This window comes from Streptomyces anthophorae (assembly GCF_049310305.1).
Taxonomy (GTDB): Bacteria; Actinomycetota; Actinomycetes; order Streptomycetales; family Streptomycetaceae; genus Streptomyces.
On record NZ_JBLWQQ010000001.1, the window covers coordinates 8078289 to 8101886 of the forward strand.

Annotated in this window: 24 protein-coding genes and 1 riboswitch; of the genes, 10 read left to right on the top strand and 14 right to left on the bottom strand. The window is 71.8% G+C overall.

Features of this window, described 5'->3' with window-relative positions; translation table 11 throughout:
• Positions 1-23: 23 nt before the first annotated feature.
• The 4 genes from nicT to rho form a co-directional block, all read right to left on the bottom strand.
• Positions 24-1142: a Nickel transporter NicT gene (gene nicT / locus ACNYS0_RS36680; protein ID WP_422480115.1), complete on the bottom strand. Its 1119-nt coding sequence runs from the start codon at positions 1140-1142 to the stop codon at positions 24-26.
• 31 nt (positions 1143-1173) lie between these two features.
• Positions 1174-1389, bottom strand: a riboswitch (cobalamin riboswitch).
• Entirely contained in the window at positions 1389-1895 is a 507-nt protein-coding gene (locus ACNYS0_RS36685; protein WP_422480117.1) for an inorganic diphosphatase, read from the bottom strand. It overlaps the preceding riboswitch by 1 nt.
• A gap of 65 nt (positions 1896-1960) precedes the next feature.
• A complete protein-coding gene (locus ACNYS0_RS36690; RefSeq protein ID WP_385764881.1) occupies positions 1961-2449 on the bottom strand; it encodes a GNAT family N-acetyltransferase in 489 nt (162 codons plus the stop codon).
• Positions 2450-2478: 29 nt separating this feature from the next.
• Positions 2479-3627, bottom strand: a complete 1149-nt coding sequence (gene rho, locus ACNYS0_RS36695) for a transcription termination factor Rho (RefSeq protein WP_422480119.1) — start codon at positions 3625-3627, stop codon at positions 2479-2481.
• 346 nt (positions 3628-3973) lie between these two features.
• Here rho and ACNYS0_RS36700 point away from each other — a divergent pair, with 346 nt between their 5' ends.
• Positions 3974-4684: a class I SAM-dependent methyltransferase gene (locus ACNYS0_RS36700; RefSeq protein ID WP_422480121.1), complete on the top strand. Its 711-nt coding sequence runs from the start codon at positions 3974-3976 to the stop codon at positions 4682-4684.
• Between the two features lie 7 nt (positions 4685-4691).
• On the opposite strand, the gene ACNYS0_RS36705 is transcribed toward ACNYS0_RS36700, so the two are convergent.
• Positions 4692-5954 (bottom strand): phospholipase D-like domain-containing protein, encoded by a 1263-nt coding sequence (locus ACNYS0_RS36705; protein ID WP_422480123.1) that lies wholly within the window; start codon positions 5952-5954, stop codon positions 4692-4694.
• Positions 5955-6142: 188 nt separating this feature from the next.
• Between ACNYS0_RS36705 and ACNYS0_RS36710 the strand changes: the two genes are divergently transcribed.
• A complete protein-coding gene (locus ACNYS0_RS36710; RefSeq protein ID WP_422480125.1) occupies positions 6143-6937 on the top strand; it encodes a VOC family protein in 795 nt (264 codons plus the stop codon).
• A 3-nt stretch (positions 6938-6940) separates the two neighbouring features.
• On the opposite strand, the gene def is transcribed toward ACNYS0_RS36710, so the two are convergent.
• Positions 6941-7588: a peptide deformylase gene (gene def, locus ACNYS0_RS36715; RefSeq protein ID WP_422480127.1), complete on the bottom strand. Its 648-nt coding sequence runs from the start codon at positions 7586-7588 to the stop codon at positions 6941-6943.
• A 142-nt stretch (positions 7589-7730) separates the two neighbouring features.
• On the opposite strand from def, the gene ACNYS0_RS36720 reads away from it, so the two are divergent.
• Positions 7731-8474, top strand: coding sequence for a GNAT family N-acetyltransferase (locus tag ACNYS0_RS36720; protein WP_422480129.1), 744 nt, complete (start codon positions 7731-7733; stop codon positions 8472-8474).
• Between the two features lie 11 nt (positions 8475-8485).
• On the opposite strand, the gene ACNYS0_RS36725 is transcribed toward ACNYS0_RS36720, so the two are convergent.
• Positions 8486-8944 (bottom strand): MarR family winged helix-turn-helix transcriptional regulator, encoded by a 459-nt coding sequence (locus ACNYS0_RS36725; protein ID WP_422405603.1) that lies wholly within the window; start codon positions 8942-8944, stop codon positions 8486-8488.
• Between the two features lie 153 nt (positions 8945-9097).
• Here ACNYS0_RS36725 and ACNYS0_RS36730 point away from each other — a divergent pair, with 153 nt between their 5' ends.
• Both ACNYS0_RS36730 and ACNYS0_RS36735 read left to right on the top strand, forming a co-directional pair.
• Complete coding sequence (locus tag ACNYS0_RS36730) at positions 9098-11113, top strand: FAD-dependent oxidoreductase (RefSeq protein ID WP_422480131.1); 2016 nt, start codon at positions 9098-9100, stop codon at positions 11111-11113.
• A 79-nt stretch (positions 11114-11192) separates the two neighbouring features.
• Positions 11193-11720: a PadR family transcriptional regulator gene (locus ACNYS0_RS36735; protein WP_422480133.1), complete on the top strand. Its 528-nt coding sequence runs from the start codon at positions 11193-11195 to the stop codon at positions 11718-11720.
• 6 nt (positions 11721-11726) lie between these two features.
• On the opposite strand, the gene ACNYS0_RS36740 is transcribed toward ACNYS0_RS36735, so the two are convergent.
• From ACNYS0_RS36740 to dhaK, 4 genes are all read right to left on the bottom strand, one after another.
• Positions 11727-12737, bottom strand: a complete 1011-nt coding sequence (locus ACNYS0_RS36740; protein WP_422480135.1) for a fibronectin type III domain-containing protein — start codon at positions 12735-12737, stop codon at positions 11727-11729.
• Between the two features lie 140 nt (positions 12738-12877).
• Positions 12878-13291 (bottom strand): dihydroxyacetone kinase phosphoryl donor subunit DhaM, encoded by a 414-nt coding sequence (gene dhaM, locus ACNYS0_RS36745; protein ID WP_422480137.1) that lies wholly within the window; start codon positions 13289-13291, stop codon positions 12878-12880.
• The gene (dhaL, locus tag ACNYS0_RS36750; RefSeq protein WP_422480139.1) at positions 13288-13896 is read right to left on the bottom strand and encodes a dihydroxyacetone kinase subunit DhaL; all 609 of its coding nucleotides are present in this window, start codon (positions 13894-13896) and stop codon (positions 13288-13290) included. The genes dhaM and dhaL overlap by 4 nt, the downstream gene beginning before the upstream one ends.
• 55 nt (positions 13897-13951) lie before the next feature.
• Positions 13952-14944, bottom strand: a complete 993-nt coding sequence (gene dhaK / locus ACNYS0_RS36755) for a dihydroxyacetone kinase subunit DhaK (protein WP_422480141.1) — start codon at positions 14942-14944, stop codon at positions 13952-13954.
• A gap of 269 nt (positions 14945-15213) precedes the next feature.
• Here dhaK and ACNYS0_RS36760 point away from each other — a divergent pair, with 269 nt between their 5' ends.
• Entirely contained in the window at positions 15214-16320 is a 1107-nt protein-coding gene (locus ACNYS0_RS36760; RefSeq protein ID WP_422480143.1) for a glycoside hydrolase family 43 protein, read from the top strand.
• An 11-nt stretch (positions 16321-16331) separates the two neighbouring features.
• On the opposite strand, the gene ACNYS0_RS36765 is transcribed toward ACNYS0_RS36760, so the two are convergent.
• Positions 16332-17399 (bottom strand): PucR family transcriptional regulator, encoded by a 1068-nt coding sequence (locus tag ACNYS0_RS36765; protein ID WP_422480145.1) that lies wholly within the window; start codon positions 17397-17399, stop codon positions 16332-16334.
• Positions 17400-17588: 189 nt separating this feature from the next.
• Between ACNYS0_RS36765 and ACNYS0_RS36770 the strand changes: the two genes are divergently transcribed.
• From ACNYS0_RS36770 to ACNYS0_RS36780, 3 genes are all read left to right on the top strand, one after another.
• A complete protein-coding gene (locus ACNYS0_RS36770) occupies positions 17589-18104 on the top strand; it encodes a hypothetical protein (protein WP_422480147.1) in 516 nt (171 codons plus the stop codon).
• Between the two features lie 139 nt (positions 18105-18243).
• A complete protein-coding gene (locus ACNYS0_RS36775; RefSeq protein WP_422480149.1) occupies positions 18244-19689 on the top strand; it encodes a flotillin family protein in 1446 nt (481 codons plus the stop codon).
• A gap of 206 nt (positions 19690-19895) precedes the next feature.
• Positions 19896-20507, top strand: a complete 612-nt coding sequence (locus ACNYS0_RS36780) for a TetR/AcrR family transcriptional regulator (protein WP_422480151.1) — start codon at positions 19896-19898, stop codon at positions 20505-20507.
• Between the two features lie 16 nt (positions 20508-20523).
• On the opposite strand, the gene ACNYS0_RS36785 is transcribed toward ACNYS0_RS36780, so the two are convergent.
• The gene (locus ACNYS0_RS36785; RefSeq protein WP_422480153.1) at positions 20524-21096 is read right to left on the bottom strand and encodes a TetR/AcrR family transcriptional regulator; all 573 of its coding nucleotides are present in this window, start codon (positions 21094-21096) and stop codon (positions 20524-20526) included.
• 88 nt (positions 21097-21184) lie between these two features.
• Here ACNYS0_RS36785 and ACNYS0_RS36790 point away from each other — a divergent pair, with 88 nt between their 5' ends.
• On the top strand, positions 21185-22357 hold the full coding sequence (locus ACNYS0_RS36790; protein ID WP_422480155.1) for an FAD-dependent monooxygenase: 1173 nt from the start codon (positions 21185-21187) through the stop codon (positions 22355-22357).
• Between the two features lie 433 nt (positions 22358-22790).
• On the opposite strand, the gene ACNYS0_RS36795 is transcribed toward ACNYS0_RS36790, so the two are convergent.
• The gene (locus ACNYS0_RS36795) at positions 22791-23591 is read right to left on the bottom strand and encodes a GntR family transcriptional regulator (RefSeq protein ID WP_422480157.1); all 801 of its coding nucleotides are present in this window, start codon (positions 23589-23591) and stop codon (positions 22791-22793) included.
• Positions 23592-23598: the final 7 nt, after the last annotated feature.

Genomic DNA, 23598 nt, shown 5'->3' on the forward strand with positions numbered 1-23598 from the left:
CCGATTTATCCGGTGTACGAGGGCTACGCCCCGTCGGCCACCCGCGCCGACCACCGCTGTTCGACCCGCGCCAGTCGCCAGTAAGCGATCGCCGCCACCCACACGACCACGAACAGGCCCACGATGACGTACCCGACGTTGTCGAGGTCGAGCCCCGCGATCCACCCGGTGACCGCGTCGCTCAGGTCGAGCTTGTCGTGCAGGACGCCGACGAGTTCGATCGTCCCGATGAAGAACGCGACCGCGATCGACAGGCCGGTGATGGTGAGGTTGTAGAACACCTTGCGGACCGGATTGGAGAACGCCCACTGGTAGGCGAAGTTCATGAACGTGCCGTCCAGGGTGTCGAACAGGCTCATGCCCGCGGCGAACAGCAGCGGCAGGCACAGGATCGCGTACCACGGCAGGCCCGCGGCGGCGCCGCTGCCCGCCATCACCATCAGCGTCACCTCGGTCGCGGTGTCGAAGCCGAGCCCGAAGAGGAAGCCCAGCGGGAACATCTGTCCTGGCCGGGTGATGGACTTGGTGAAGCGGCCGAGGATCCGGTTCATGAACCCGCGGGAATCCAGGTGCTCCTCGAGCTTCTTCTCGTCGTAGGAACCCGCGCGCATCGCCTTGAAGACCTTCAAAATGCCCATCAGGGCAACGAGGTTGAGCGCCGCGATGAGGTACAGGAACGTGCCGGAGACGGTCGTGCCGACGACGCCGAGCACCTGGTGGGTGGGCGAGTTGTCGCTGGTCAGAGTGGTGGCGAGCGCCGTGCCGCCCGCGACGAGCGCCGCGAGCACGACCACCACGCTGGAGTGGCCGAGCGCGAACCAGAAGCCGACCGAGACCGGCCGCTTGCCGTCCGCCATCAGCTTGCGGGTGGTGTTGTCGATGGCCGCGATGTGGTCGGCGTCGAAGGCGTGCCGCATCCCGAGCGTGTACGCGGTGATGCCGAGGCCGATGCCGAAGGCCTTGTTGTCGACCTCATAGTGCTCGGGGACGACGAGCAGGAAGAGCACGCCGAACGCGACGACGTGCAGCGCGGCGATCACCGCGATCAGGCCGGCCGTGCGCAGCGTGTCCTCGCGGCGCCAGCGGAAGGCAGGGGAGGGGGAGTTCAGGGCAGGGGTCGGGGAGTTCCCGGGCAGGGTCATGCGTCGATCACGCTCCAGCACCTCGTGGATCACTTCGTGAGATGCCGCGGCCGGTCTCCTGGCTTACGGGCGTGCCCGCCGCTCCGGCCTTCCCAGCGGCCGACGGCCGCCAGTGGCGTACAGGATGGAACGGCGCGCTCCGGACGTCGCTGTCCAGAACCCGATCACAGTGGCGAGGGCCGCTCCGGAATGGGCCCCTGAAGGGCCGTCACCGGTCTTCCCGAGCACCACGGCCCGACCACCCTACTACCTGCCCGCGGCGCGCTCGCGGGCCCGGCGGATCTCGTCGTACGCCTTCTCCCGGCCCTCCCAGTGGGAGCCGTCGACCGATTTGCCCGGCTCCAGGTCCTTGTAGACCTCGAAGAAATGCGTGATCTCCAGGCGGTCGAACTCGGGGATGTCCTCGATGTCCCGGGTCGCGTCGTGCCGCGGGTCGTGCGCGGGAACGCACAGGACCTTCTCGTCCGGGCCCTTCTCGTCGCTCATCACGAACATGCCGATGGCCCGGCACTCGATGGCGCAGCCGGGGAACGTCGCGTCGCCGGTCAGGACGAGCGCGTCCAGCGGGTCGCCGTCGCCGCCGAGCGTGCCGGTGATGTAGCCGTAGTCCGCGGGGTACTGCGTCGACGTGAACAGCATCCGGTCGAGCCGGATCCGGCCGAGATCGTGGTCCATCTCGTATTTGTTCCGGGACCCTTGCGGGATCTCCACGATCACGTCGAACGCCTCGGCGCGTGCCTGACTGCTGCCCAATGTGGCCTCCTTGCCGCATTCCGACGCCCCCGAGTGTGCGCCGTACCGGGCGAGGGCGGAACCCCTCAGGCGGCCGGGGGAATGGGGAATTCGAGTTCGGGCCGGTCCCAGGCGACCGGCGGACGCGCGGGCACGGTGCCGGTGCGGTGCGCGCCCATGCCGCGGTAGAAGCCCTCGGCGGGCGGGTGCGCGACGACGCGGACGTGGTCGAGGCCCGCTGCCAGGGCCCGCTCCCGCATGTGGTCGACGAGCAGCCGCCCGATGCCCCGGCCCTGTGCCTCGTCGGCGACGAACATCAGGTCCAGCTCCGGGGGCTCGGCGAGCAGCGCGTAGAAGCCCAGCACCCGCTCGTCGGCCGGATCCACCGCCACGTAGACGTGGTGCGCCTCGATGTAGTCGGGGCCCACCCGGTAGCCCGCGACCATGGAGGCGTAGGGGTCCCGGTAGGCGCTGGAGCCGCGCACGAGGCGGGTGAGGCGCCGGGCGTCCCGGGCGGTGGCCCGCCGGACGGTGACGGCCGGGGGCCCGCCACGGCGCGTAATGCTCGCGTTCATGTGTCGAGTATTACGCACTCGGGGGCGGGTCAGCCGGTGGGAACCGTGGAGTGCGCCTGGCGCAGGAACGCGGCGTTGTCCGGGCTCTGGCGCAGCTTGTCGAGCAGGGCCTCGTAGGAGGCGGCCGGGTCCCGGCTCTGGAGGGCGCGCCGAAGTCCGCGTACGACGGTCAACTCGGCGGCGGGGAGCAGGAGTTCCTCGCGGCGGGTGCCGGAGGGGGTGAGCTCGACGGCCGGGTGGACACGGCGTTGCGCGAGGACGCGGTCCAGGCGCAGCTCCATGTTGCCGGTGCTCTTGAGCTCCTCGAAGTAGTAGTCGTCGGCGCGGGAGCCGGTGTCGACGAGGGCGGTCGCGAGGATGGTCAGCGAGCCGGCCTCCTCGGCGTCGCGGGCCGCACCGAAGAAGCGCTTCGGCCCGTGCAGGGCCGCGGCGTCGACACCGCCCGACAGGGTGCGGCCGCTGGTGGAGGCCGCGTTGTTGTGCGCCCGGCACAGCCGGGTGAGGGAGTCGAGGAGGATCACCACGTCGCGGCCCTGCTCGGTGAGGCGCTTGGCGCGCTCGACGGCGAGTTCGGCCAGCGCGATGTGCGCCTTCGCCGGACGGTCGAACGTCGAGGCGTACACCTCGCCGCGCACGGAGCGGCGCATGTCGGTGACCTCCTCGGGGCGCTCGTCGACGAGTACCACCATGAGGTGGATCTCGGGGTGGTTCGCGGCGAACGCGGCGGCGAGCTGTTGCAACAGCACTGTCTTGCCGGTCTTCGGCGGCGCGACGATCAGGCCGCGCTGCCCCTTGCCGATGGGTGTGAACAGGTCGACGACGCGTCCGGCGAGCCCGGCGGCCGGGTGCTCCAGGCGGAAGCGCTCGCTGGGGTGGAGCGGGGTGAGGTCGGCGAAGCGCGGGCGGCCGCGGCTCGCGTCGGCGGGCGCGCCGCCGACGGTCTCGACGTGTGCGAGACCGCGCGGCCTCCCGCACGTGCCTTCGACGAAGTCGCCCTTGCGCAGGCCGAGTTGGCGGATGAGGTGGGCGGGGACCTGGACGTCGTGCGACGTGGGTTCCAGGTCGGGCGCCCGCAGGAAGCCGTGCCCGTTCCCGCCGATGTCGAGGACTCCGGCGGCGCGGACGGGTTCTTGTTCCTTGGGTGCGGTGGTGGTGCTCAGGGTGGTGGCCGTGGTCATGACGATCACAGGTCCTTTCGCGGGCCGGGCCGCGGACGCGGCAGGCGTACAAGGGCAGGGGAGGGAGGGGATCCGGCGAAGGGCGGGGGCGGTAGAGCGCGCCCCGCGGCCGGGGGAGAACCTGGCGTCGAGGCAACGGGTGAAGAGCCCGCCAGAAGCCGCTGACCAGGAATGACGTGCGCTGTGCGGTGACCGGGAGACGGTCGACCCGCGTGCGCTGAGAGAAGAGATTCGGTACCGGCGCCTCGAAACGGGCGAGCACATGTACCGCTAAGACCGTACCACCCGACACCTGTCGCGCGGCAAGCCCCTGCTGCGGCGCGCGTCCGCCCTATGCTGAGCCGCCATGTTCACCGATCAGGGCCCCACCCTCCGCGAGCTGGCCGTTCAGGCGCTTTCCTCGGTCGAGCGCGGCTACGACCTGCTGGCGCCGAAATTCGACCACACGCCGTTCCGTACCCCGGATGTCGTGCTCGACGCGGTGGGCCGCGCGCTCGCCGGACTCGGCCCCTACGACACCGGGCTCGACCTGTGCTGCGGCACCGGGGCGGGCCTGCGCGTGCTGCGCGAGGCGGGCGTCGGTCGGTCCGTGGGCGTGGACTTCAGCGACGGGATGCTGGACGTCGCGCGACGCGCCGAACCGGCCGCCCACCACGTCCGCGCGGACGCCCTCGCGCTGCCCTTCGGCGAGGTCTTCGACCTCGTGGTGAGCTTCGGGGCGTTCGGGCACTTCCTGCCGCGCGAATGGCCGCGGCTGTTCTCCGGGGTGTGCCAAGTGCTGCGCCCCGGCGGGCAGTTCGCGTTCCCGCTGCCCGCGCCCGCCGGGCCCGGCACCGTGGGCTACTGGGCGATGCTCGGCTTCGATGCCGCGATGCGGGTGCGCAACGCGGTGTGGCGTCCGCCGTTCGTCATGTACTACCGGCCGTTCCGCCTCGCCGACGTACGCCGCGCGCTGGACCACGCCGGATTCGACGTCACCCTGTACGCGCTGCCCGACCTCGGCGCGCGCCCTGACGGCAGCCCGCGGTGCAGGCTGGTCGTGGCGACGCGCCGCTGAACGGGGCTCAGCAGGACGGCGCGCCGCCGTTCGCCGGCTGATGCGTCGTCGCCGCCCGCACCTTGTTGTAGTTCGCCACGTACGCGTCGTGCACCGCCGGATCCTCCAGCTGGAGCATCGTCTCGTCGCTCTGCCGCAGCGAGTTGCCGCTCCAGTTGTGGCTGCCCGTCCACACGAGCTTGCGGTCGGGGACGCCGTAGTACTTGCCCTCGACCAGCAGGTACTTGTCGTGGATCCACGTCGGGTCGGCCTGGCAGTAGTACCTGGCGATCACACCGCCGTAGACGCTGGAGGTCCTCGCGAGGAGCGCCGACAGCGACTGCTGCTCCAGGGCGCTGGCCGGGTTGTAGTTCTGCGACACCTCGACATAGCAGCCCTCGGCGTCGAGCGCGGCGAGGCGCTGGGCCAGGTAGGGGCGGCTGAAGATGTTCATGGCGACGCGGATCCGGGTGCGGTGGTTGTCGGCCGTGCCCACCTTGGTGTTCCCGAAGCACTCCACGTGGTCGAGGACCGTCGCGACGGTGTCCTCCGACGGGTCGTTGTACGGCTGCCCGTTGCTCTCGGCGCGCGGGTAGAAGTGCGCCTTCGCGTTCCCGGACGCCACCGGGGGCCGGCCCGTGTCGTAGTAGTTGTTGTTCGCCGTACGGGACGTGAGGTCGTCGAAGTAGGCGTTGTACGCGGAGTACATGCCGTCGTTGCCGGTGAGGACGAGGGCGTTGTTCCAGCCCTTCGTGCCGTCGCGGCCGTTGTGCAGGTTCGCCGAGGACTGCACGACGACGTTCGCCGTGCCCTGTGTGCTCGACAGCAGCAGGAACTTGTTGTGGTTGATCGCGTCGACGGTGCCGAGGGCGCGGGTGCCGATGCAGCCGCGGCCCGCGCCGCAGTTCATCACCCACGACGCCTTCGACGTGTCCCCGCCGAGCGCGCTCAGCAGGCTCTGGTACGGGGCCATGGTCACGGCCTTGTTGTCGAGGATCACCTGCACGGCGACCCCGCGCGCGTGGGCGGCGATCAGCGCGTCCGTGACCGTCGGGTCGTCCGCGTAGAACAGCGAAAGCCGGATCCTGGATCCGGCTGGCGCGCCGGCGATCAGCTCGACCTGCCGGGTCACGATCGCCTGCTGCTCGGCGGCCGTGCCGACCGGATTGTTGAAGACCGCCTCGGTGCCCACGGCCTGGGCGGCGGCCGGCGCGGGGCCCGCCTGGGAGAGGACGGCCGCGCACAGGGCGGCGGGGAGAGCGACGGCGCGGAGGACGGATCTCCAGTGCAAGGCGGGGCCTCCTGGGGCGCGGCTGGTCCGGGCGTGCGCATCCTGCCACTGCGGCCCCGCCCCGCGGCCCGGAATCACGCCTCCCGCTTGCCGTCCGCCGGATCGCGCCGCGGGCCCGCCGCGCCTAGCGTGTATCCATAGCTGCCGGGCGGCGTCGTGCCCGGCGACCGACGGAAGGGTGTCGCGTCATGTCCGCTCGTCCTGAAGGCGCGCCGGTCTGGGCCGACGCCATGTTCCCCGACCTGGAGGCCGCGAAGGGCTTCTACACGGAGCTGTTCGGCTGGACCTACGACGAGGGCAGCGCCGAGTTCGGCAACTACACGCAGGCCAGGACGCCGGACGGCAAGCGGGTGGCGGCACTGGTGCCGCAGATGCCCGGCGCCGAGGGCGTGCACCCCGCGTGGAACCTGTACCTCGCCACCGCGGACATCGAGTCGGTCGCCGAGCGGATCAAGGACGCGGGCGGCAGCCTCATGATGGACCCGATGCAGGTCGCCTCGTTCGGCACGATGGCCACCGCGCAGGACCCCGCGGGAGTCGTCTTCAGCGTCTGGCAGCCGGACACCCACGAGGGCTTCGAGAAGGTCAACGAGCCCGGCGCGTTCTGCTGGGCCGAGGTCAACACCCGCAACGCCGCGAGGACCGACTCCTTCTTCCCGGCCGTCTTCGGCTACGACGTGAAGAAGATGGAGGACGAGCACGTCGACTTCAACGTGTGGGAGCTGAACGGCGAACCCACCATGGGCCGCATGCAGATGACGGACGACTTCCCGCCGCACGTCCCGAGCTACGTCAATGTGTACTTCGTCGTCGAGGACTGCGACGCGGCCGTCGCCACCGTCCAACGCCTGGGCGGCAAGCTGCACTTCGGGCCGATCGACACCCCCTTCGGCCGGTTCGCGGCGGTCGGCGACCCGCAGGGGGCCGCCTTCTCCGTCATCGACGTGACGGCGGCCAAGGGCGAGATGCCGAAGCTGAGCTGACGGTCAGTCGGACGACGGCAGCTCGAACCCCAGCTCGCGCGCGGCGAGTCGGGGCGTCGGTTGCGCCCAGCGCTCCACCGCTTCGGGCGTCTGCGTGGACGACAGGGACCGCAGCTCGGCCCGGTCCAGATAGAGCATGCCGTTCAGGTGGTCCGTCTCGTGCTGCACGATCCGCGCGGGCCAGCCCGTGAACTCCTCGTCCACCGCGCGCCCCCGCTCGTCGAGGGCGCGCAGCCGCACCCGCTCGTGCCGGGCGACCACGGCCTGGTAGCCCGGCACGCTCAGGCATCCCTCGTAGAACGCCGCGCCGCGCGCTCCCACACCGTCGTACGACGGGTTGAGCAGCACCCGGAACGGCTGCGGCGTCCGCCCCCGCGCCGCTCGCACCTCCTCGCTCACGTTCGCCGCGTCCTCGATGACGGCGAGCCGCAGCGGCACCCCGATCTGCGGCGCGGCGAGGCCCACGCCGGGCGCGGCGTGCATGGTGACCCGCATCGCGGCGATCAGCCGGGCGAGCAGCTCGTCCGGGAGCTGCCCTTCGACGGGCTCGGCGGGGCGGCGCAGCACCGGGTCGCCCGCGGCGACGATCGGCAGCGGTCCCTCGGCGGCGAGCAGGGACTCGACGTGATCACTCAGTGACGTGAACGGCATCGCGCCAGGATGCCAAGCGTGATCACGGGTGCGCCTCGCGGGGTCCGGGAATGCGGTGGCGTTCGCGGCGGTTCTGATCTTGTGGCCGTCCCTTACGGATGGGGCGGCAGTGGCACAGGAGAAGGTTCGAAGGTTCCGGCGGATGACGCAGACGCAGACGTACGCAGCACACGAGGGCACCACGGGTCCCGCCCCGCACACCGAGCGCGGGTTCCACCCCCTCGATCACCCGGCGTACGCCGCGCTCACGGGACCGCACGCGCACTTCGCCGAGCGCAGCGGCCGGGCCCTGCGCTATCCCGCCGCCGTCACGCCGTGGACCGCGCTGCCGCCCGACCCGGGACCCGAGGACTGGACGGGCCTCGCCGCCTTCGCCGCCCCCGACGGAACCCTGCCGCTGCTCGGCACCGACATCGAGCTGCCGGAGGGCTGGGAGACGACGGTGGACCACGCGGGCGTGCGCATGGTCGGCGACGCGGTGGACGCGACCCCGGACCCGGAGGCCGTTCTGCTCACCGCCGACGACGTGCCGAAGATGCTCGACCTGGTGGCCCGCACCCAGCCGGGCCCGTTCACACCCCGCACCATCGAGCTCGGCACGTATCTGGGCATCCGCGAGGGCGGAAAGCTCGTCGCCATGGCGGGGGAGCGCCTGCACCTGCCCGGATACACCGAGGTCAGCGCCGTGTGCACCGACCCGGACCACCGGGGCAAGGGTCTCGCCGGACGGCTGGTGAAGGCCGTCGCGGCCGTGGTCCAGGAGCGCGGCGAGACCCCGTTCCTGCACACCGGCGCGGCCAACGCGAGCGCGATCCGGCTCTACGAGTCCCTGGGCTTCCACCTGCGCAACACGACCCGCTTCCGGACGGTGCGCGCCCCGCTGTAGATTGGGGCGGACTACGCGTCCGGATCCTCCTGGGCCGCGTGGTTGTAGCGCACCAGGTAGTCGGCGAACCGCTCCAGGTCCTCCTCCGGCCAGTCCGCCAGGCGCTCGCCGAAGATCTGGCGGCGGTTGACGGTCACCTGGCGCAGCACGTCGGCGCCGGCCTCGGTCGGGTGCAGGACCTGTACCCGGTGGTCGTCCGGGTCGACGCGCCGGATCACGAGGCCCGCCCGCTGGAGGGCGGCGACCTGACGGCTGACCGTGGACTTGTCGAGGGCGTAGTGCGCCGCCAGGTCCGTGGCGCGGCAGCCGCCCCGCTCGTCGAGGTGGGCGAGCAGCGAGTACGAGACGAGCGAGAGCTCGGGGTGCATCCGCGCGGCGGTGGCCCGCGCGCGCCGGGCGAACGAGGTCAGCTCGCGCTGGATGGTCTCCACGGCCGCCTCGCGGTCGGCCGGGTGCTCTGGCTGTGCCACGGCGGTTCCTTTCGGGATGCTCGTTGCACTCTACAACCCAGCACGGCCCCCGGGGCGGTCGGACGTGGCGCGGATCTCTTTTGCAACTTGTTGCAAAACCTGTGCGGTGTCCTCTACAACTGTTTCGACCGTTCACCGCTCACGGAGGGCCCCATGAGCCGCTTCCCGCATCTGCTCGCCCCGCTCGACCTCGGTTTCACGACGCTCCCCAACCGCGTCCTGATGGGCTCGATGCACGTGGGCCTCGAGGAGGCCCCGAACGGGTTCGCGCGCATGGCCGAGTTCTACGCCACCCGCGCCCGCGGCGGCGTCGGCCTCATGGTCACCGGCGGCATCGCCCCCAACGCCGAGGGCTGCTCCTTCGAGGGCGGCGCCAAGATGACGGACGAGGCGGAGGCCGCGCAGCACCGCGAGGTCACCGACGCCGTGCACGCGGCGGGCGGCAGGATCGCCATGCAGATCCTGCACTTCGGCCGGTACGCGCACCACGCGGGCCTCGTCGCGCCGAGCGCCGTGCAGGCGCCGATCAGCGCCCACGTCCCGCGCGCCCTCACCGACGACGAGGTCGAGCGGACCATCGAGGACTACGCGCGCGCCGCCGAGCTCGCCAAGTCCGCGGGGTACGACGGCGTCGAGGTCATGGGCTCCGAGGGCTACCTCATCAACGAGTTCATCGTCTCCGCCACCAACCACCGCGAGGACCGCTGGGGCGGCTCCTACGAGAACCGGATCCGCTTCGCCGTCGAGATCGTGCGGCGCGTGCGCGAGCGGGTCGGTCCCGACTTCATCCTCATCTACCGGCTGTCCATGCTGGACCTGGTCCCCGGCGGCTCGACCCTCGACGAGGTCGTGCACCTCGCCAAGGAGATCGAGGCGGCCGGAGCCACCATCATCAACACCGGCATCGGCTGGCACGAGGCCCGCATCCCCACCATCGCCACGTCCGTGCCGCGCGGCGCGTACACCTTCGTCACCAAGAAGGTCATGGGCGAGGTGAACGTCCCGCTCGTGACCACCAACCGCATCAACACCCCGGAACTCGCCGAGGAGTTGCTCGCCGACGGCGCCGCCGACATGGTGTCCATGGCGCGCCCCATGCTCGCCGACCCGGAGTTCGTGAACAAGGCCGCCGCCGACCGCTCCGACACCATCAACACCTGCATCGGCTGCAACCAGGCCTGCCTCGACCACATCTTCAGCCTCCAGATCACCTCCTGCCTGGTGAACCCGCGCGCCTGCCACGAGACCGAGCTGGTCCTCTCGCCCACCCGGATCCGCAAGCGCGTCGCCGTCGTCGGCGCGGGCCCCGCCGGACTCGCCTGCGCCGTCAGCGCCGCCGAGCGCGGCCACGACGTGACCCTCTTCGACGCCGCCGCCGAGATCGGCGGGCAGCTCAACGTCGCCCGCCAGGTCCCCGGCAAGGAGGAGTTCAACGAGACGCTGCGCTACTTCCGCACGCAGCTCGAACTGCACGGCGTGAACGTCAAGTTGGAGACCCGCGTCGAGGCCGGCGACCTCGACTCCTACGACGAGGTGGCCGTCGCCACCGGTGTCACCCCGCGCACCCCGGCGATCGACGGCGTCGACCACCCGAGCGTCGTCAGCTACCTCGACGTCCTGCGCGGTGGCGCCCCCGTCGGCGACCGCGTCGCGATCATCGGCGCGGGCGGCATCGGGTTCGACGTCGCCGAGTACCTCACCGACGGCGGGGAGAAGGCGAGCCTGGACGCGGCCACGTACTTCCGGCAGTGGGGCGTCGACATGGACTACGGCGACCGCGGCGGCCTCACCAGGCCCGAACGGCCCACCCCGCCCCGCCAGGTGCACCTCGTCCAGCGCAAGGCCACCAAGGTCGGCGCCGGCCTCGGCAAGACGACCGGCTGGATCCACCGCACCGAACTGCGCCACCGCGGCGTCACCATGATCGCGGGTGCCACGTACGACCTGATCGACGACGCGGGCCTGCACATCACCGTCGAGGGCGCGCAGTCCCTCATCCCCGTCGACACCGTCGTCCTGTGCGCGGGCCAGGAGCCGCACCGCTCGCTGTACGACGACCTGGTGGCCGCAGGACGCACCCCGCACCTGATCGGCGGCGCCGACGTCGCGGCCGAGCTGGACGCCAAGCGTGCCATCAAGCAGGGCACCGAGGTCGCGGCGGCCCTGTAGAGACCGGTGGTCACGTGTCCGGGCCCGCCGGACGCGTGGCCACCTCCCTGCCTGCACGCCACCTCGTACTCTGGGCCCCATGTCACTCCCGCACGCGATCCTCACGGCGCTCCTGGAGAAGCCGTCGTCGGGCCTCGAACTGACCCGCAGGTTCGACAAGTCCATCGGCTACTTCTGGTCGGCCACGCACCAGCAGATCTACCGGGAGCTCGGCAGACTCGAACGCGAGGGGCTGATCCGCGCGCTGCCCACCGAGACCCCCGCGCGCGGCCAGAAGAAGGAGTACGAGGTCCTGCCCCGGGGCCGCGCCGAACTCGCCCGCTGGACCGCCACGCCCCAGGACCCCAGGCCGCTGCGCGATCCACTGCTGCTGCGCCTGCGCTCGGCCGCGGTGGTCGGCACGGCGGGCATCGCCGAGGAGCTGACACGCCATCTCGCCCTGCACCGCGAACAGTTGGCGATGTACCGGGACATCGAGAAGCGGGACTTCCCGCCGGAGAAGAACAGCGAGGCGGACCGTCTTCAGCACGCGGTGCTGCGCGGGGGCATCGATCTCGAACGGTTCTGGGTGGACTGGCTGGAGCGGACCATCGCCGAGCTGGACTGAGGGGCGTCAGCCCCGCTTCGCCGCCTTCCCCGTGACCACGGTCCGCTCCGCCGAGAAGGCGCCCCACGTCCCGTCCGGCAACTGCGCGCGCAGCTTCACCCGGTGTGTCACCTGCGGCTTCTTCCCGGTGTAGAAGCTGTACGTCGCCGAGTCGGCCGGCGCGCCCTCGCCCCACACCACCGTCGTCGCCGCCCGGCCGTCCAGGAACACCTGGTACGCCGGGACCTCGCCGCCGGTCCGCGGCGGCGTCCACGTCAGGTCGATGTAGTACGCGCCCTTCGAGCGCCGCGTCGACGCCTCGAAGTCCGCGGGGGCGGTGCCCGGCCCCGTCTCGCCCTTGCCCCGCGCGGTCGTCAGGCGCAGGGTCCCGCTCGCGGCGGAGGTGTTGTCGGCGGCGTCCCGGGCGCGCACGCTGAACGCGTAGGCGGTGCCCGGCCGCAGCCCGGTGACCAGGGCCCGCGTCTCCTTGCCGCCGACGCTGTGGATCTTCGTGGCGCCCTGGTAGATGTCGTACGAGGCGACACCCCGGGCGTCCGCCGCCGCGCGCCAGGCGAGCGACACCGCCCGGCTCCCGTCCGCCTCTCCGCGCAGCCCGGTCGGCCGGGTCGGCGCCGCGCGGTCCTCCTTGACGGCGGCCGGGGTGGTGACGGTTACACGGGTACTGGCGGGCCCGAGGGAGCCGTCAGCGCCGCGGGCGCGCACCGTGAACACGTAGCGCGACCTGGGGGCGAGCCCGGTGACGTCGACCATGTGGCGCTCCGCGGGCAGGCGCTTCACGCGCTTGGCGCCCCGGTACACCTCGTACCCCTCGACCTCCGCCGTGCTCGCGGGGCGGTTCCACATGACGTGCACGGAGGTGGCGCTCCCGGCCTGCGCGGTGACGCCGGCAGGCGCCGACAGGGCGGGCCCCTCGGCCTGCGCGCTGTCGGAGAGGAGGCCGCAGGAGGCGAGCGCGGTCACGAGCGCGGCGGCGCAGAGCGTGCGGGCGAGCAGAGCGCGTGGGGGGAGGCGTCGCACGGAGGGCCTTCCGTTCGAGCGGATTGGTACAGACCTGTATGGCACGAGAGGCGGGCATTCCTCAAGAGGTTCGCGCCAACAGGTCTGTACCAAAGGCTCGTTGAGGGGTCTCGGCTCTCCGGAGCCCCTCGGTTGTTCTCTCAGTCCTTGCGGTACGTGTACGCCTCCGAGGCCGCCGCGGCGACCGCGTCCAGGTCCGCCCTGGTGGAGGCGGTGACGACCGCGGCGATCGCGCCCTCCACGAAGGGGGCGTCCACCAGGCGCGTGCCGTCCGGGAGTTCGTCGCCCTCGGCCAGCAGCGCCTTCACGGTCAGCACGGCGCTGCCGAGGTCCACGAGGACCGCGACGCCCGCGCCCCGGTCGACCTCGGCGGCGGCCGCCGAGATCAGCTCGGAACTGGTGCCGAGGCCGCCGTCCTCCGTGCCGCCCGCCGCCGCGATCGGCGCGGTGTCGCCGCCGCCGGAGAGGCCGGTCGCGAGCCGCGCCACCGACTCGGCGACGTCCTTGCTGTGCGAGACCAGCACGATGCCGACGGGCTTGCCGGGGGCGCTCACGATGCGCCTCCCGCCGCCTCGGCAAGCGCGCCGATCAGCAGCGCCGACGACGTGGCGCCCGGGTCCTGGTGCCCGATGCTGCGCTCGCCGAGGTAGCTCGCCCGCCCCTTGCGGGCCTGGAGCGGGGTGGTGGCCTCCGCCCCGTGCTCGGCCGCGGAGCGCGCCGCCGCGAAGTCTCCGTCGCCGAGCGCCTCCACCGCCGGCACGAGGGCGTCGAGCATCGTCTTGTCGCCGGGGGCGGCCCCGCCGAGCGCGGCGACCGCGTCGACCCCGGCCTTCAGGGCCTGCGCGAAGTCCGCCTCGTCGACCTCGGCCGCGTCGCCCAGCGCCTTGCCGGTGCGGCGCAGCAGCGTCCCGTACAGCGGCCCGGACGCACCGCCCACCGTCGAGATCAACTGCCGCCCGGCCGTGGTCAGTACGGCCCCCGGAGTGTCCGGGGCGTCCTTGTCGAGGGTGGAGCGCACGGCGTTGAAGCCGCGTTGCAGATTGCTGCCGTGGTCTGCGTCGCCGATCGGCGAGTCGAGTTCGGTGAGCCGGTCGGCCTCACGGTCCACGGCCGCGGCGGCCACCGTCAGCCAGCGCCGGAAGAAGTCGGCGTCGAGCACGTGATCTCCTTGCTTTTCAGGTTCGTTGACGTGGTCGGATGCCCAGGCAGGTGGGTCACATGCCCCAGCGGAGCCCGGCCGTGCTGACGGGCGCGTCCCACAGCCGCAGCAGTTCCTCGTCGGCCTGGCAGATGGTGACCGAGGCCCCGGCCATGTCGAGCGAGGTGACATAGTTCCCGACGAGCGTGCGGGCGACGGGGACGCCGCGCTCCGCCAGCACCCGCTGCACCTCGGCGTTGAACCCGTAGAGCTCGAGCAGCGGAGTGGCACCCATCCCGTTGACCAGCACCAGCACAGGACTGCTGGGGTTGAGGTCCTCGAGGACGGCGTTCACGGAGAAGTCCGCGATCTCCCCGGACGTCATCATGGGCCGCCGCTCCCGGCCCGGCTCGCCGTGGATCCCGATCCCCAACTCCAGCTCGCCGGAGGGCAGATCGAAGGTGGGCGCGCCCTTGGCGGGCGTACTGCAAGCGCTCAGTGCGACACCGAAGCTCCGCGCGTTCTCATTGACCTGCCGGGCGATCGCCTCGACGCGCTCCAGCGGCTGCCCCTCCTCGGCGGCGGCACCCGCGATCTTCTCCACGAAGAGGGTGGCTCCGGTGCCGCGCCGCCCCGCGGTGTAGAGGGAGTCGGTGACGGCGACGTCGTCATTGACGAGCACCTTGGCGACCTGGACGCCCTCGTCCTCGGCGAGCTCGGCGGCCATGTCGAAGTTCAGCACGTCACCGGTGTAGTTCTTCACGATGAACAACACACCGGCGCCGCTGTCCACCGCGGCGGCGGCCCGCACCATCTGATCCGGCACGGGCGAGGTGAACACCTCACCGGGACAGGCCGCGGCGAGCATCCCGGGGCCGACGAACCCGCCGTGCAGCGGCTCGTGCCCCGACCCGCCGCCCGAGACCAACGCCACCTTCCCGGCCACCGGCGCGTCCCGGCGCACGATCACCCGGTTCTCGACGTCCACGTTCAGTTCGGGATGGGCGGCGGCCATCCCGCGCAGGGCGTCGGGGACGACGGTCTCGGCTACGTTGATGAGCATTTTCACTGGTACCTCCGGGTGGCGTTGGCAGGCGGCGCAGGGCGGCGTCTTCCGGTCCCTCGCCAGTATCGACGGAGCGGCCTTCTTGGGCACCCGTTGCGACCCGAACCCGCGTGGCAGCCCTCGGGGCGTGTCACGGTAAACGTTGAAGCAACTCGCACCACGTGCTCGCTTCTTGACGGTGGTGTTGACTTGTCATGCGGCCTTCGGGAGCCTGTGACGGCGTACTTCCAACGATGTAATGCATGCATTCGCGACGCTGGAGGGAAGAGTCCATGAATCGCTTGAGACACTCCGTCGGTTTCGGTGTGCTCGCGCTGACGTGCGCGCTCGCCATGCCGTTGTCGCTGTCCGGCAGCGCGGAGGGGGCGGGACCGCCTTCCGTGCGAGCGGACGCGGACGGGGCGCGGGGTGCGACGGGCCTCAAGGGCGCGGATCCCAGTGTGCTGCGCGTCGGCGACACCTACATCGCCGTCAAGTCGGCCGACGGCGGCATCCTCGTACGGCAGGCCTCCTCCCTGGACGGTCTCGCGTCCGCGCCCGGGAAGAAGGTGTGGTCGGACGACGGCGGGCTGGGAGAGGTCTGGGCGCCGGAGGTCGTACGGGACGGCGGCCGCTACTACATCTACTTCTCCGCGGGCCGCAGCGCCGCCCACCGCATGTACGTCATCAGCTCCGCGAGCCCCGACAGCGGCTACACGGCGGAGAAGAAGCTGGCGCTGCCGGACGACAAGTGGGCCATCGACGGGACCCTTTTCACCTTTCAGGGGCAGCGCTGGTTCGTCTGGTCGGGGTGGGCCGGTGACACCAACGTCGAGCAGAACCTCTACATCGCCCGCATGAGCGACCCGACCACGCCGACCGGCAAACGGTCCGTCATCTCGCAGCCCCGCGAGAGCTGGGAGCGGGTGGTCGGCGACCCGTACATCAACGAGGCCCCCGAGGCCATCAAGGACCCGAACGGGCAGCTGCACGTCGTCTACTCCGCGAACGGCAGCTGGAGCAGCCAGTACTGCCTGGCCGACCTGCGGCTGCGGGCCGGCGGCGACCCCACGTACGTATGGGACTGGTACAAGTCGAACGGCTGCCTGTTCGGTTCCCACCGCGAGACGATGATGACCGGCTGGGATCCGACGCTGCACGTCGACGGCCCGGGCCATCACACCTTCGCCCTGCGGGACGGTGACATCAACACCAGCCCGCCGGCCGGGAACAAGGTGCCCTTCATGTTCCACGCCGTGGCGAAGGGGACGCCGTACGCCTGGGAGAACCGCTACTGGTACTCCGGTTCGTTCGTCTGGTGGGGCGACACCACCTACCGGCGGGCCAATGTCCCCGGCGCGGAGACCAACACCGGCTGGAGCCTCAAGTTCTTCGAGTGAGGTCCCTCGCGTCAAGCGGTGGTGGTGTCCGCCGGCCAGTCGAGGAGGCGGGCGCCGATCACCGCGGTCTGCAAGGTGTAGCGGTCGGCCGGGACCGCGGGGTCGATGCCGGTGAGCTGGTGGATGCGGGCGAGGCGGTACGTGAAGGCCCGTACGCTGAGCGACAGTTGGCGGGCGGCCTCGGCCGACACACAGCCGGAGTCGAAGTACGCCATCAGCGTGTCGATCAGCGGCTGGGCGCCGCCGCGTGCCTGGTGCAGCGGTCCCAGCGTGTTGTGGACCAGGTCGGTCATGGCCTGCCGGTCGCGGGTGAGGACCGGGTAGACGAGCAGGTCGGCCGAGCGCAGCACGGGGGCGTCGAGGCCGAGGCGGGTGGCGAGGTCGAGCGCGCTCAACGCCTCCTCGTAGGACTGGACGACGCCGCCGGGGCCCGACTGGGGGCGGCCGATGGCGACCTGGCCGCCGTCGGCGGCGGCGTACGCCTGCTTGGCGAAGTACGTGAGGACCTCGCTCTGGTCGCCGGGCGCGATGCAGACGAGCCGCCCGTCCTTGGTGGTCAGCAGGATGTTCCGGTTGCCGAAACGGGCGATCACCGCGCGTTCGATCTCGCGCGGGACGGTGTCGCCCTCCTCGTAGGCGCTGTCGCCGCGGGCCACGGCTATGGCGTGCTCGTCGGACAGGCGCAACCCGAACCGCTCGGCGCGCTCGGCGAGTTTGCCCAGGTCGCTGCGGCCGTAGAGCAGGTCGTCGATGAACTCGCGGCGGGCCGCTTCCTCCCGGCGCATGGTCTGCCGCTGAGCACGCTCGTAGCCCTCGGCGAACGCGTCGATGGCCTGGGCGCCGGCCGCGACGACGGAGTCGACCCCCACCCTGTGGCCCAGGTTGCCGGTGTGCGTGCACGCGAGGTGGGCGGCGACCAGCGCACGCAGCCCTAGTCCTGCCTCCGCGGCGCGCTCGCCCAGCGCGCGGCGCGCGTCGAGTTCGTCCCGGGTCAGCCGGCGCCCGGTCGCGGCGGCATCGGCCACCGCCCCGACATACCCGTCCAGGTACTCGTCGGGAACGTCCTGCTGCGGCGCCATGCCCACCCCCATCGCGGTGCCGTGCCCTCTGCACCTTCTTCGCACTCCCTCCGCATTCTTAGCCGATGAGCACGCAGGCATCAAAATCGCGTAAAGATTGCCGGAATCCGGCAGTTACCCGAGGTGGTTGCCCATGACAACATCCGGGGCAGCAGACGGAGCGGACGCGAACCAGGGGAGGCCAGTGACATGACGTGGTTTCTGGGCCTCGGCATCGCGGGAGTGGTGCTGCTCGCACTGTCCCTGGTGCTCGACGGGGTGCTGGAGGGGCTGTTCGACGGGGCCGGGGTCCTGGACGGACTCTTCGACGGTTTGCTGTCGCTGCCCGTGATCGCGGGCTTCGTGTCGATGCTCGGGTTCGGCGGCGCGATCGTCCTCGGCACCACCGACCTCGGTGCCGGACCCGCCACTGCCGTCGGTGCCGTCGCGGGGGGCGGCGCCGGCTGGCTGACGTGGAAGCTGACCCGCGCGCTGATGCGGGACCAGACCGCGGTCACGCCGCGCGGCGACGACCTCGTCGGCAGCGCGGGGACCGTGGTCACCGCCATCCCGGTCGACGGATACGGCGAGGTGCTGCTCCGGCTCGCGGGCCAGCCGACGAAGTTCTCGGCGAAGAGCCCGATCGCCGTCGCCCGCGGCGCCGAGGTGTGGGTGGCGGACGTGCTGTCGCCGACCTCGGTCGAGGTCCGCACGGTCGACCGCTGACCGCTGACCGCTGACCGCTGACCGCTGACCGTCGACCACAGACCGCGGTTCCGTGCGTGCCATCTCGATCGATCCGTACGAACCATCACCAACCGACTGCCGCCTCCCGGGAGGCGAGGGGGCAGAGGGGGAAGCCATCATGAGCCCTGTCACCATCGCCGTGGCCGGAGTCGTCGTACTCCTGGTCCTGTTGGCGCTCGTCGTCATCACCCGCTACAAGGTCGCGGGGCCCAGCGAGGCGTTCATCGTCACCGGGCGGCGCGGCAAGAAGTCCACCGATCCGGAGACCGGCCACGTCATCACGGACAACAGCGGCCAGAAGGTCGTGGTCGGCGGCGGCGTGTTCGTCGTCCCGTTCGTGCAGCAGAAGTTCACGCTCGACCTGTCCTCGCGGCACATCCCCGTCGCGGTGCGCGGCGCGGTCACCCTGCGCGGTGTGAAGGCGAACCTCGAAGGCGTCGCGATCGTCAAGGTCGGCGGCACCGAGGACTCGATCCGCGCCGCCGCCCAGCGTTTCCTGATGCAGCAGGACGGCATCGTCGGCTTCACCCAGGAAGTGCTGTCCGGCGCGCTGCGCTCCATCGTGGGGCGGATGTCAGTGGAGGACGTCATCCGCGACCGGGCCGCGTTCGCCGGGCAGGTCGCCGAGGAGGCGGAGGCGTCGCTGTCCGGGCAGGGCCTGGTCCTGGACGCCTTCCAGATCCAGGACATCACCACCGAGGGCTCCTACCTGGAGGACCTGGGCCGGCCCGAGGCCGCCCGCGCCAAGCAGGAGGCCGACATCGCCGAGGCCGTCGCGCGCCGTGCTTCCGAGCAGGCGCGGCTGAAGGCCGAGGAGGAGATCGCGATCGCGCAGCGCACGTTCGCGCTGAAGCAGGCGGAGATCAAGGCGGAGACCGACCAGGCCGCGGCGCAGGCCAACGCGGCGGGTCCGCTCGCCGACGCGGCCCGCCAGCAGGAGGTGCTGACCGAGCAGGAGAAGGTGGCGGAGCGTCAGGCGGCCCTGACCGACCGCGAGTTGGACACCAAGGTCCGTAAGCCCGCGGACGCCGCCCGTTACCAGGCCGAGCAGGAGGCCGAGGCCCGCCGGATCGGCCTGGTCAAGCAGGCCGAGGCGGACGCCGAGCGGTCCCGGCTGACCGGTGAGGGCGAGAAGGCGCACCGTGCGGCGCTCGCGGACGCGGTCCGGCTCGAGGGCGAGTCCGAGGCGGCGGCGATCGGCGCGAAGGGTGCGGCAGAGGCCGAGGCCATGCGGAAGAAGGCCGACGCGTTCGCCCAGTACGGCGACGCGGCGGTGCTCCAGATGCTGGTCGAGGTGCTGCCGCAGGTCGTCGCGAAGGCGTCCGAACCGCTGGGCGCCGTCGACAAGATGACGGTGATCTCCACGGACGGGGCGAGCCAGCTGTCCCGTACGGTCGCCGACAACGTGGCGCAGGGCGTGGAACTCCTCAACTCCACGACCGGTGTGGACCTCGCCGCGCTGCTGAAGAACATCACGGGCGGCAAGGGCACGGTGCCGTCCCCGAAGACGGCCGAACCGGTCGGCGCGGAATCGCCGAACGGCCACATCGAGATCACGGAGTGACGCTCCCGGGCTGAGCGCCCGGCTCGGCGGTCCGCACGGGGGTGGGCCGCCGAGCCGGGCGTTTCCTTGAACGTTCGTTAGGCGCAAAACGATTCCGGTGCGGGCTCGGCGGCGAGGACCCACGGCGCTACGATGACGGCGCCGTCGCGGGCTTTACGAATGTTCAGTCGCGGGGCGGACGGAGCGGCCCAGCAGATCGGAGCATCGTGTCCACTCGCCCCGCAGGTCACCGGGCCATCATCGAGGCCGCCCGCGAAGAGTTCTCCGAGCACGGCTACGGGGCCACCTCGATCCGCGACATCGCGGGGCGCGCGGGGGTCAGCCTGTCCGCGCTGTACTACTACTACAAGGGCAAACAGGACCTGCTCGTCGCCATCCTCGAAGAGGGCCTCGACGCGTACTTCGGCGCCTGCGGGACCGCCCTCGAAGAGGCAGGGGACGATCCGGCGGAGCAGCTGGAGGCCCTCGTCACCGCGACGGTCCAGTTCCGTATCGAGCACCCGGTCAAGAGCAGCATCGTGCTGACCGAGGGCCGCAGCCTGGAACCCGAACACCTCGCCCGCTACCGCAAGAACGAGGAACGCGGCACCCAGCAGTTCCGCGAGGTCATCGAACGCGGCGTCGCCGACGGCGTCTTCCTGACCCCCCACCCGGACGACGCCCGTCGCGCCGTGATCGCCATGTGCAACGCCATCGCCCAGTGGTACCGCACCGACGGCGAGGTGACCCCCGACGAACTCGTCGAACGGTATGTGTCGTTGGCCCTGACGGTGGTGGAGTACCGACCGCGTTCGGCACGGAGGGCGGCTCGCGCCTGAGTCCGGGCCCCAGCACCTACCGCAGCGCCGCCGCCAGCAGGCCCTCCAAGGCCTCGCGTGGGACCTCGCCGCCGTTCACGAGGTGGGCGAAGATCAGGCCGTCGATGCAGGAAAGCAGCGTGTGGGTGCGGGATTCGGCGTCGGGTACGCCGTGTGCGGTGAGGAACGTGCGGACCGCCTCGCGGCCGGCGTTCTCGCGCGGGACGAGGATCTCCCGCAGCTCCGGGTCGCGCACGCTCTCGACGGCGCAGGCGTAGCGGGCCAGTGAGCGGCGGCGGCCCTCGCCGGTGAGGCGTTGCCGGGTCAGGTGTGTCATGCCGTGCACGAAGTCGGCGGTGGTGCGCAGCGGGGCGAGCCGCTCGGCCGTCGACTGCAGTTCCGCCTGGTCGAGTTGGACGAGGCGGGTGACGAGTCCGGTGAGCAGGGCGGTCCGGGTGCGGAAGTACGCCGACGTGGTGCCCGTCGGCAGGCCGGCCCGGCGGTCCACCGCGCGGTGGGTGAGGCCACGGATGCCGTCGTCGGCGAGTACGTCGAGCGCCGCGTCCGCGAGGAGGGTGCGCCGGTCCGTTGCCTTGTCCGCTGGTGCCATGGCTCCTTTCTACACCTGTAGAGGTTGGAGTGGAGGTTCGGGTAGGGTCCCGTTTCTACAGGTGTAGAAGACGGTGGAGGGGCTCGGCATGGGGAAGCGTGCGGTCGTCGTCGGAGGCGGTATCGGCGGGCTCGCCGCCGCGATCGGGCTGCGCCGGGTCGGCTGGGAGGTGACGGTCGTCGAGCGCGCGGCGGAGCTCGACGACGCGGGCGCGGGCATCTCGCTGGCCGCCAACGGGCTGCGGGCGCTGCACGGACTCGGCGTGGGGGAGGCGGTGCGGGCCGCGTCCCGGGGCCAGTACACCGGAGGCACCCGCACACCGGACGGCCGCTGGCTCGCCCGGATGGACGGCGCGGCGCTGGAGAAGGCGGTCGGCACACCCATCATGGGGATCCCGCGCGCCACCCTGCACCGGTTGTTGCGCGAGGCCCTGCCCGCCGGAGTGCTGCTCGTCGGCCGGGAGGCCGGGCCCGTCCGGCAGGGCGGTTCCGGCACGGTGCATGTCGAGTGCGGCGGCAGGGGGATCGAGGCCGATCTGGTCGTGGCGGCCGATGGCATCGGCAGCAAGGTCCGGGCCGACCTCTTTCCGTCCCACCCCGGGCCCGTCCACAGTGGCTCGGCCGTCCTGCGCGCCCTCACCGAGCGGCCGCTCGACCTGCGCACCGACTTCGAGCTGACCTGGGGTCACGGCGCCGAGTTCGGGCACATCGCCTTCCCCGACGGCCGCGCCGAATGGCACGCCGTCCTCAACCTCCCCGAGGGGACGCGGTTCGACGACCCGCTGCGCGAGATGCGGCGCCGGTTCCGCACCTGGCACGAGCCCGTCCCCGCGCTGCTCGACGCGACGCACCCGGACGCCGTGCTGCACCACGACGTCAACGAACTGCGTACGCCGCTCCCTTCGTACGCGGTCGGCCGGATCGCGCTGCTCGGCGACGCGGCCCACGCGATGACACCGAACCTGGGGCAGGGCGCCTGTCAGGCACTTGAGGACGCGGTCACCCTCGCCGCCGCCCTCGGCTCCGAGTCCACCGTGGAAGCCGCGCTCACCCGCTACGACGCCGAGCGCCGCCCGCGCAGTCAGGCCGTCGCACGCGCCGCGCGCCAGGCCGGGCGCATGGGGCAGCAGCTCACCCGTCCGCTGCCCGTCGCCCTGCGCAACACGGCGATGCGGCTGACACCCTCCCGTACCGCCGTCCGCATGATCCTGCGGCACCACGACTGGACCCCACCGACCCTTGACCTCAAGGGAGTTGGCTGACCGCGTTCCCTTGTCCATGCGTTATCGGTACGGCTGCGGTGACCGCGTGGACCACGATCCGTCGTCATCCAGGCACGTAAAACAGGCACGAGACGCTGAGCGGCAGCGGCGCGCCTCCTCGTTCGGTGCGGTGGCGGTGCCGTATGCCGAGCATCGGCTCGACTACGCCCAGGCCGCCGTGCGTTGGGCGTCGTGGAGCCGGACGCGGTCATGCCGGCCGAGCTGCGTCGTTCGTTGACGGGGGCCCGGGCCCTGGCGCGCCGCGACCGCCGGTATGCACCTTCCGAGGGCCGGGGCGGCTTCCCGGTTCGGGTCGCCGGAACAGGCCGAGTTCGCGGCCGGAGACCGCCCGCGGCGAGTTCACCCTGCCGATGCGGACGGGTGTGCTGCGCGTGCGGCGGTTGTGACATCCCCGGAAGCGGGGAGCGGTCTGTCAGGTGGTGGGCATGGGGCCGCCCAGGCGGTATCCGTCGTCCGCCGAGAACGCGGCGGCCACCGCGAAGCGGTCCGCGCGGACCAGGGTCTGGCGCCACTCGACCTGGCGGCGGTCGCCGTCGTGGCCGAGCCGGTCGATCGCGAACAGCGCGGTGGACTCGGGGCAGTCGAGCAGCTTGCGCTCCGCGCGGGTGGGCACGACGGCCCGGATCCGCTCCCAGCCGCCGCTGATGTGCGTACGGCAGTGACGCTCCAGCTCGTCGTAGAGCGAGGTGTGCGTGAAGTCGACGGACAGGAGCGGGCGGGCGACGTCCGCGGGGAGCCAGACGCGGTCGACCGCGAGCGGCTCCCCGTCGGCGAGGCGCAGGCGTTCGAGGTGGACGAGGGGAGTGGACTCCTCCAGGCCGAGGCGCGCGGCGATGACACCGTCGGCCCGTTCGTCGAGGCGGCGCACGACGCTGCGCTGGACCGCTCCCACCTCCTCGACGGAGCGGAAGAGGCTGTACGCCTCGCCGACCTTCTGCTCCAGCGGCCGGCTCGCCGCGAACCGGGACACCCTGCCCCGCTGCGCGGTGACCAGGCCCTCCGCGCGCAGCGTGCGCAGCGCCTCGCGGACGGTGTGCCGACTGACCTGGTACTCGGCGACGAGGTCGTGCTCGCCGGGGAAGACGTCCCGGAACTCGCCGTCCTCGAGGCGGCGCAGCAGGTCGGCGCGGAGCTGGGACCACAGCGGCTTGCCCTTGGACCGGGTGAGCGGACGAGGGCCGGACTGCGAGCTGCTGGTGGGCACGGGATGCATGCTCGTC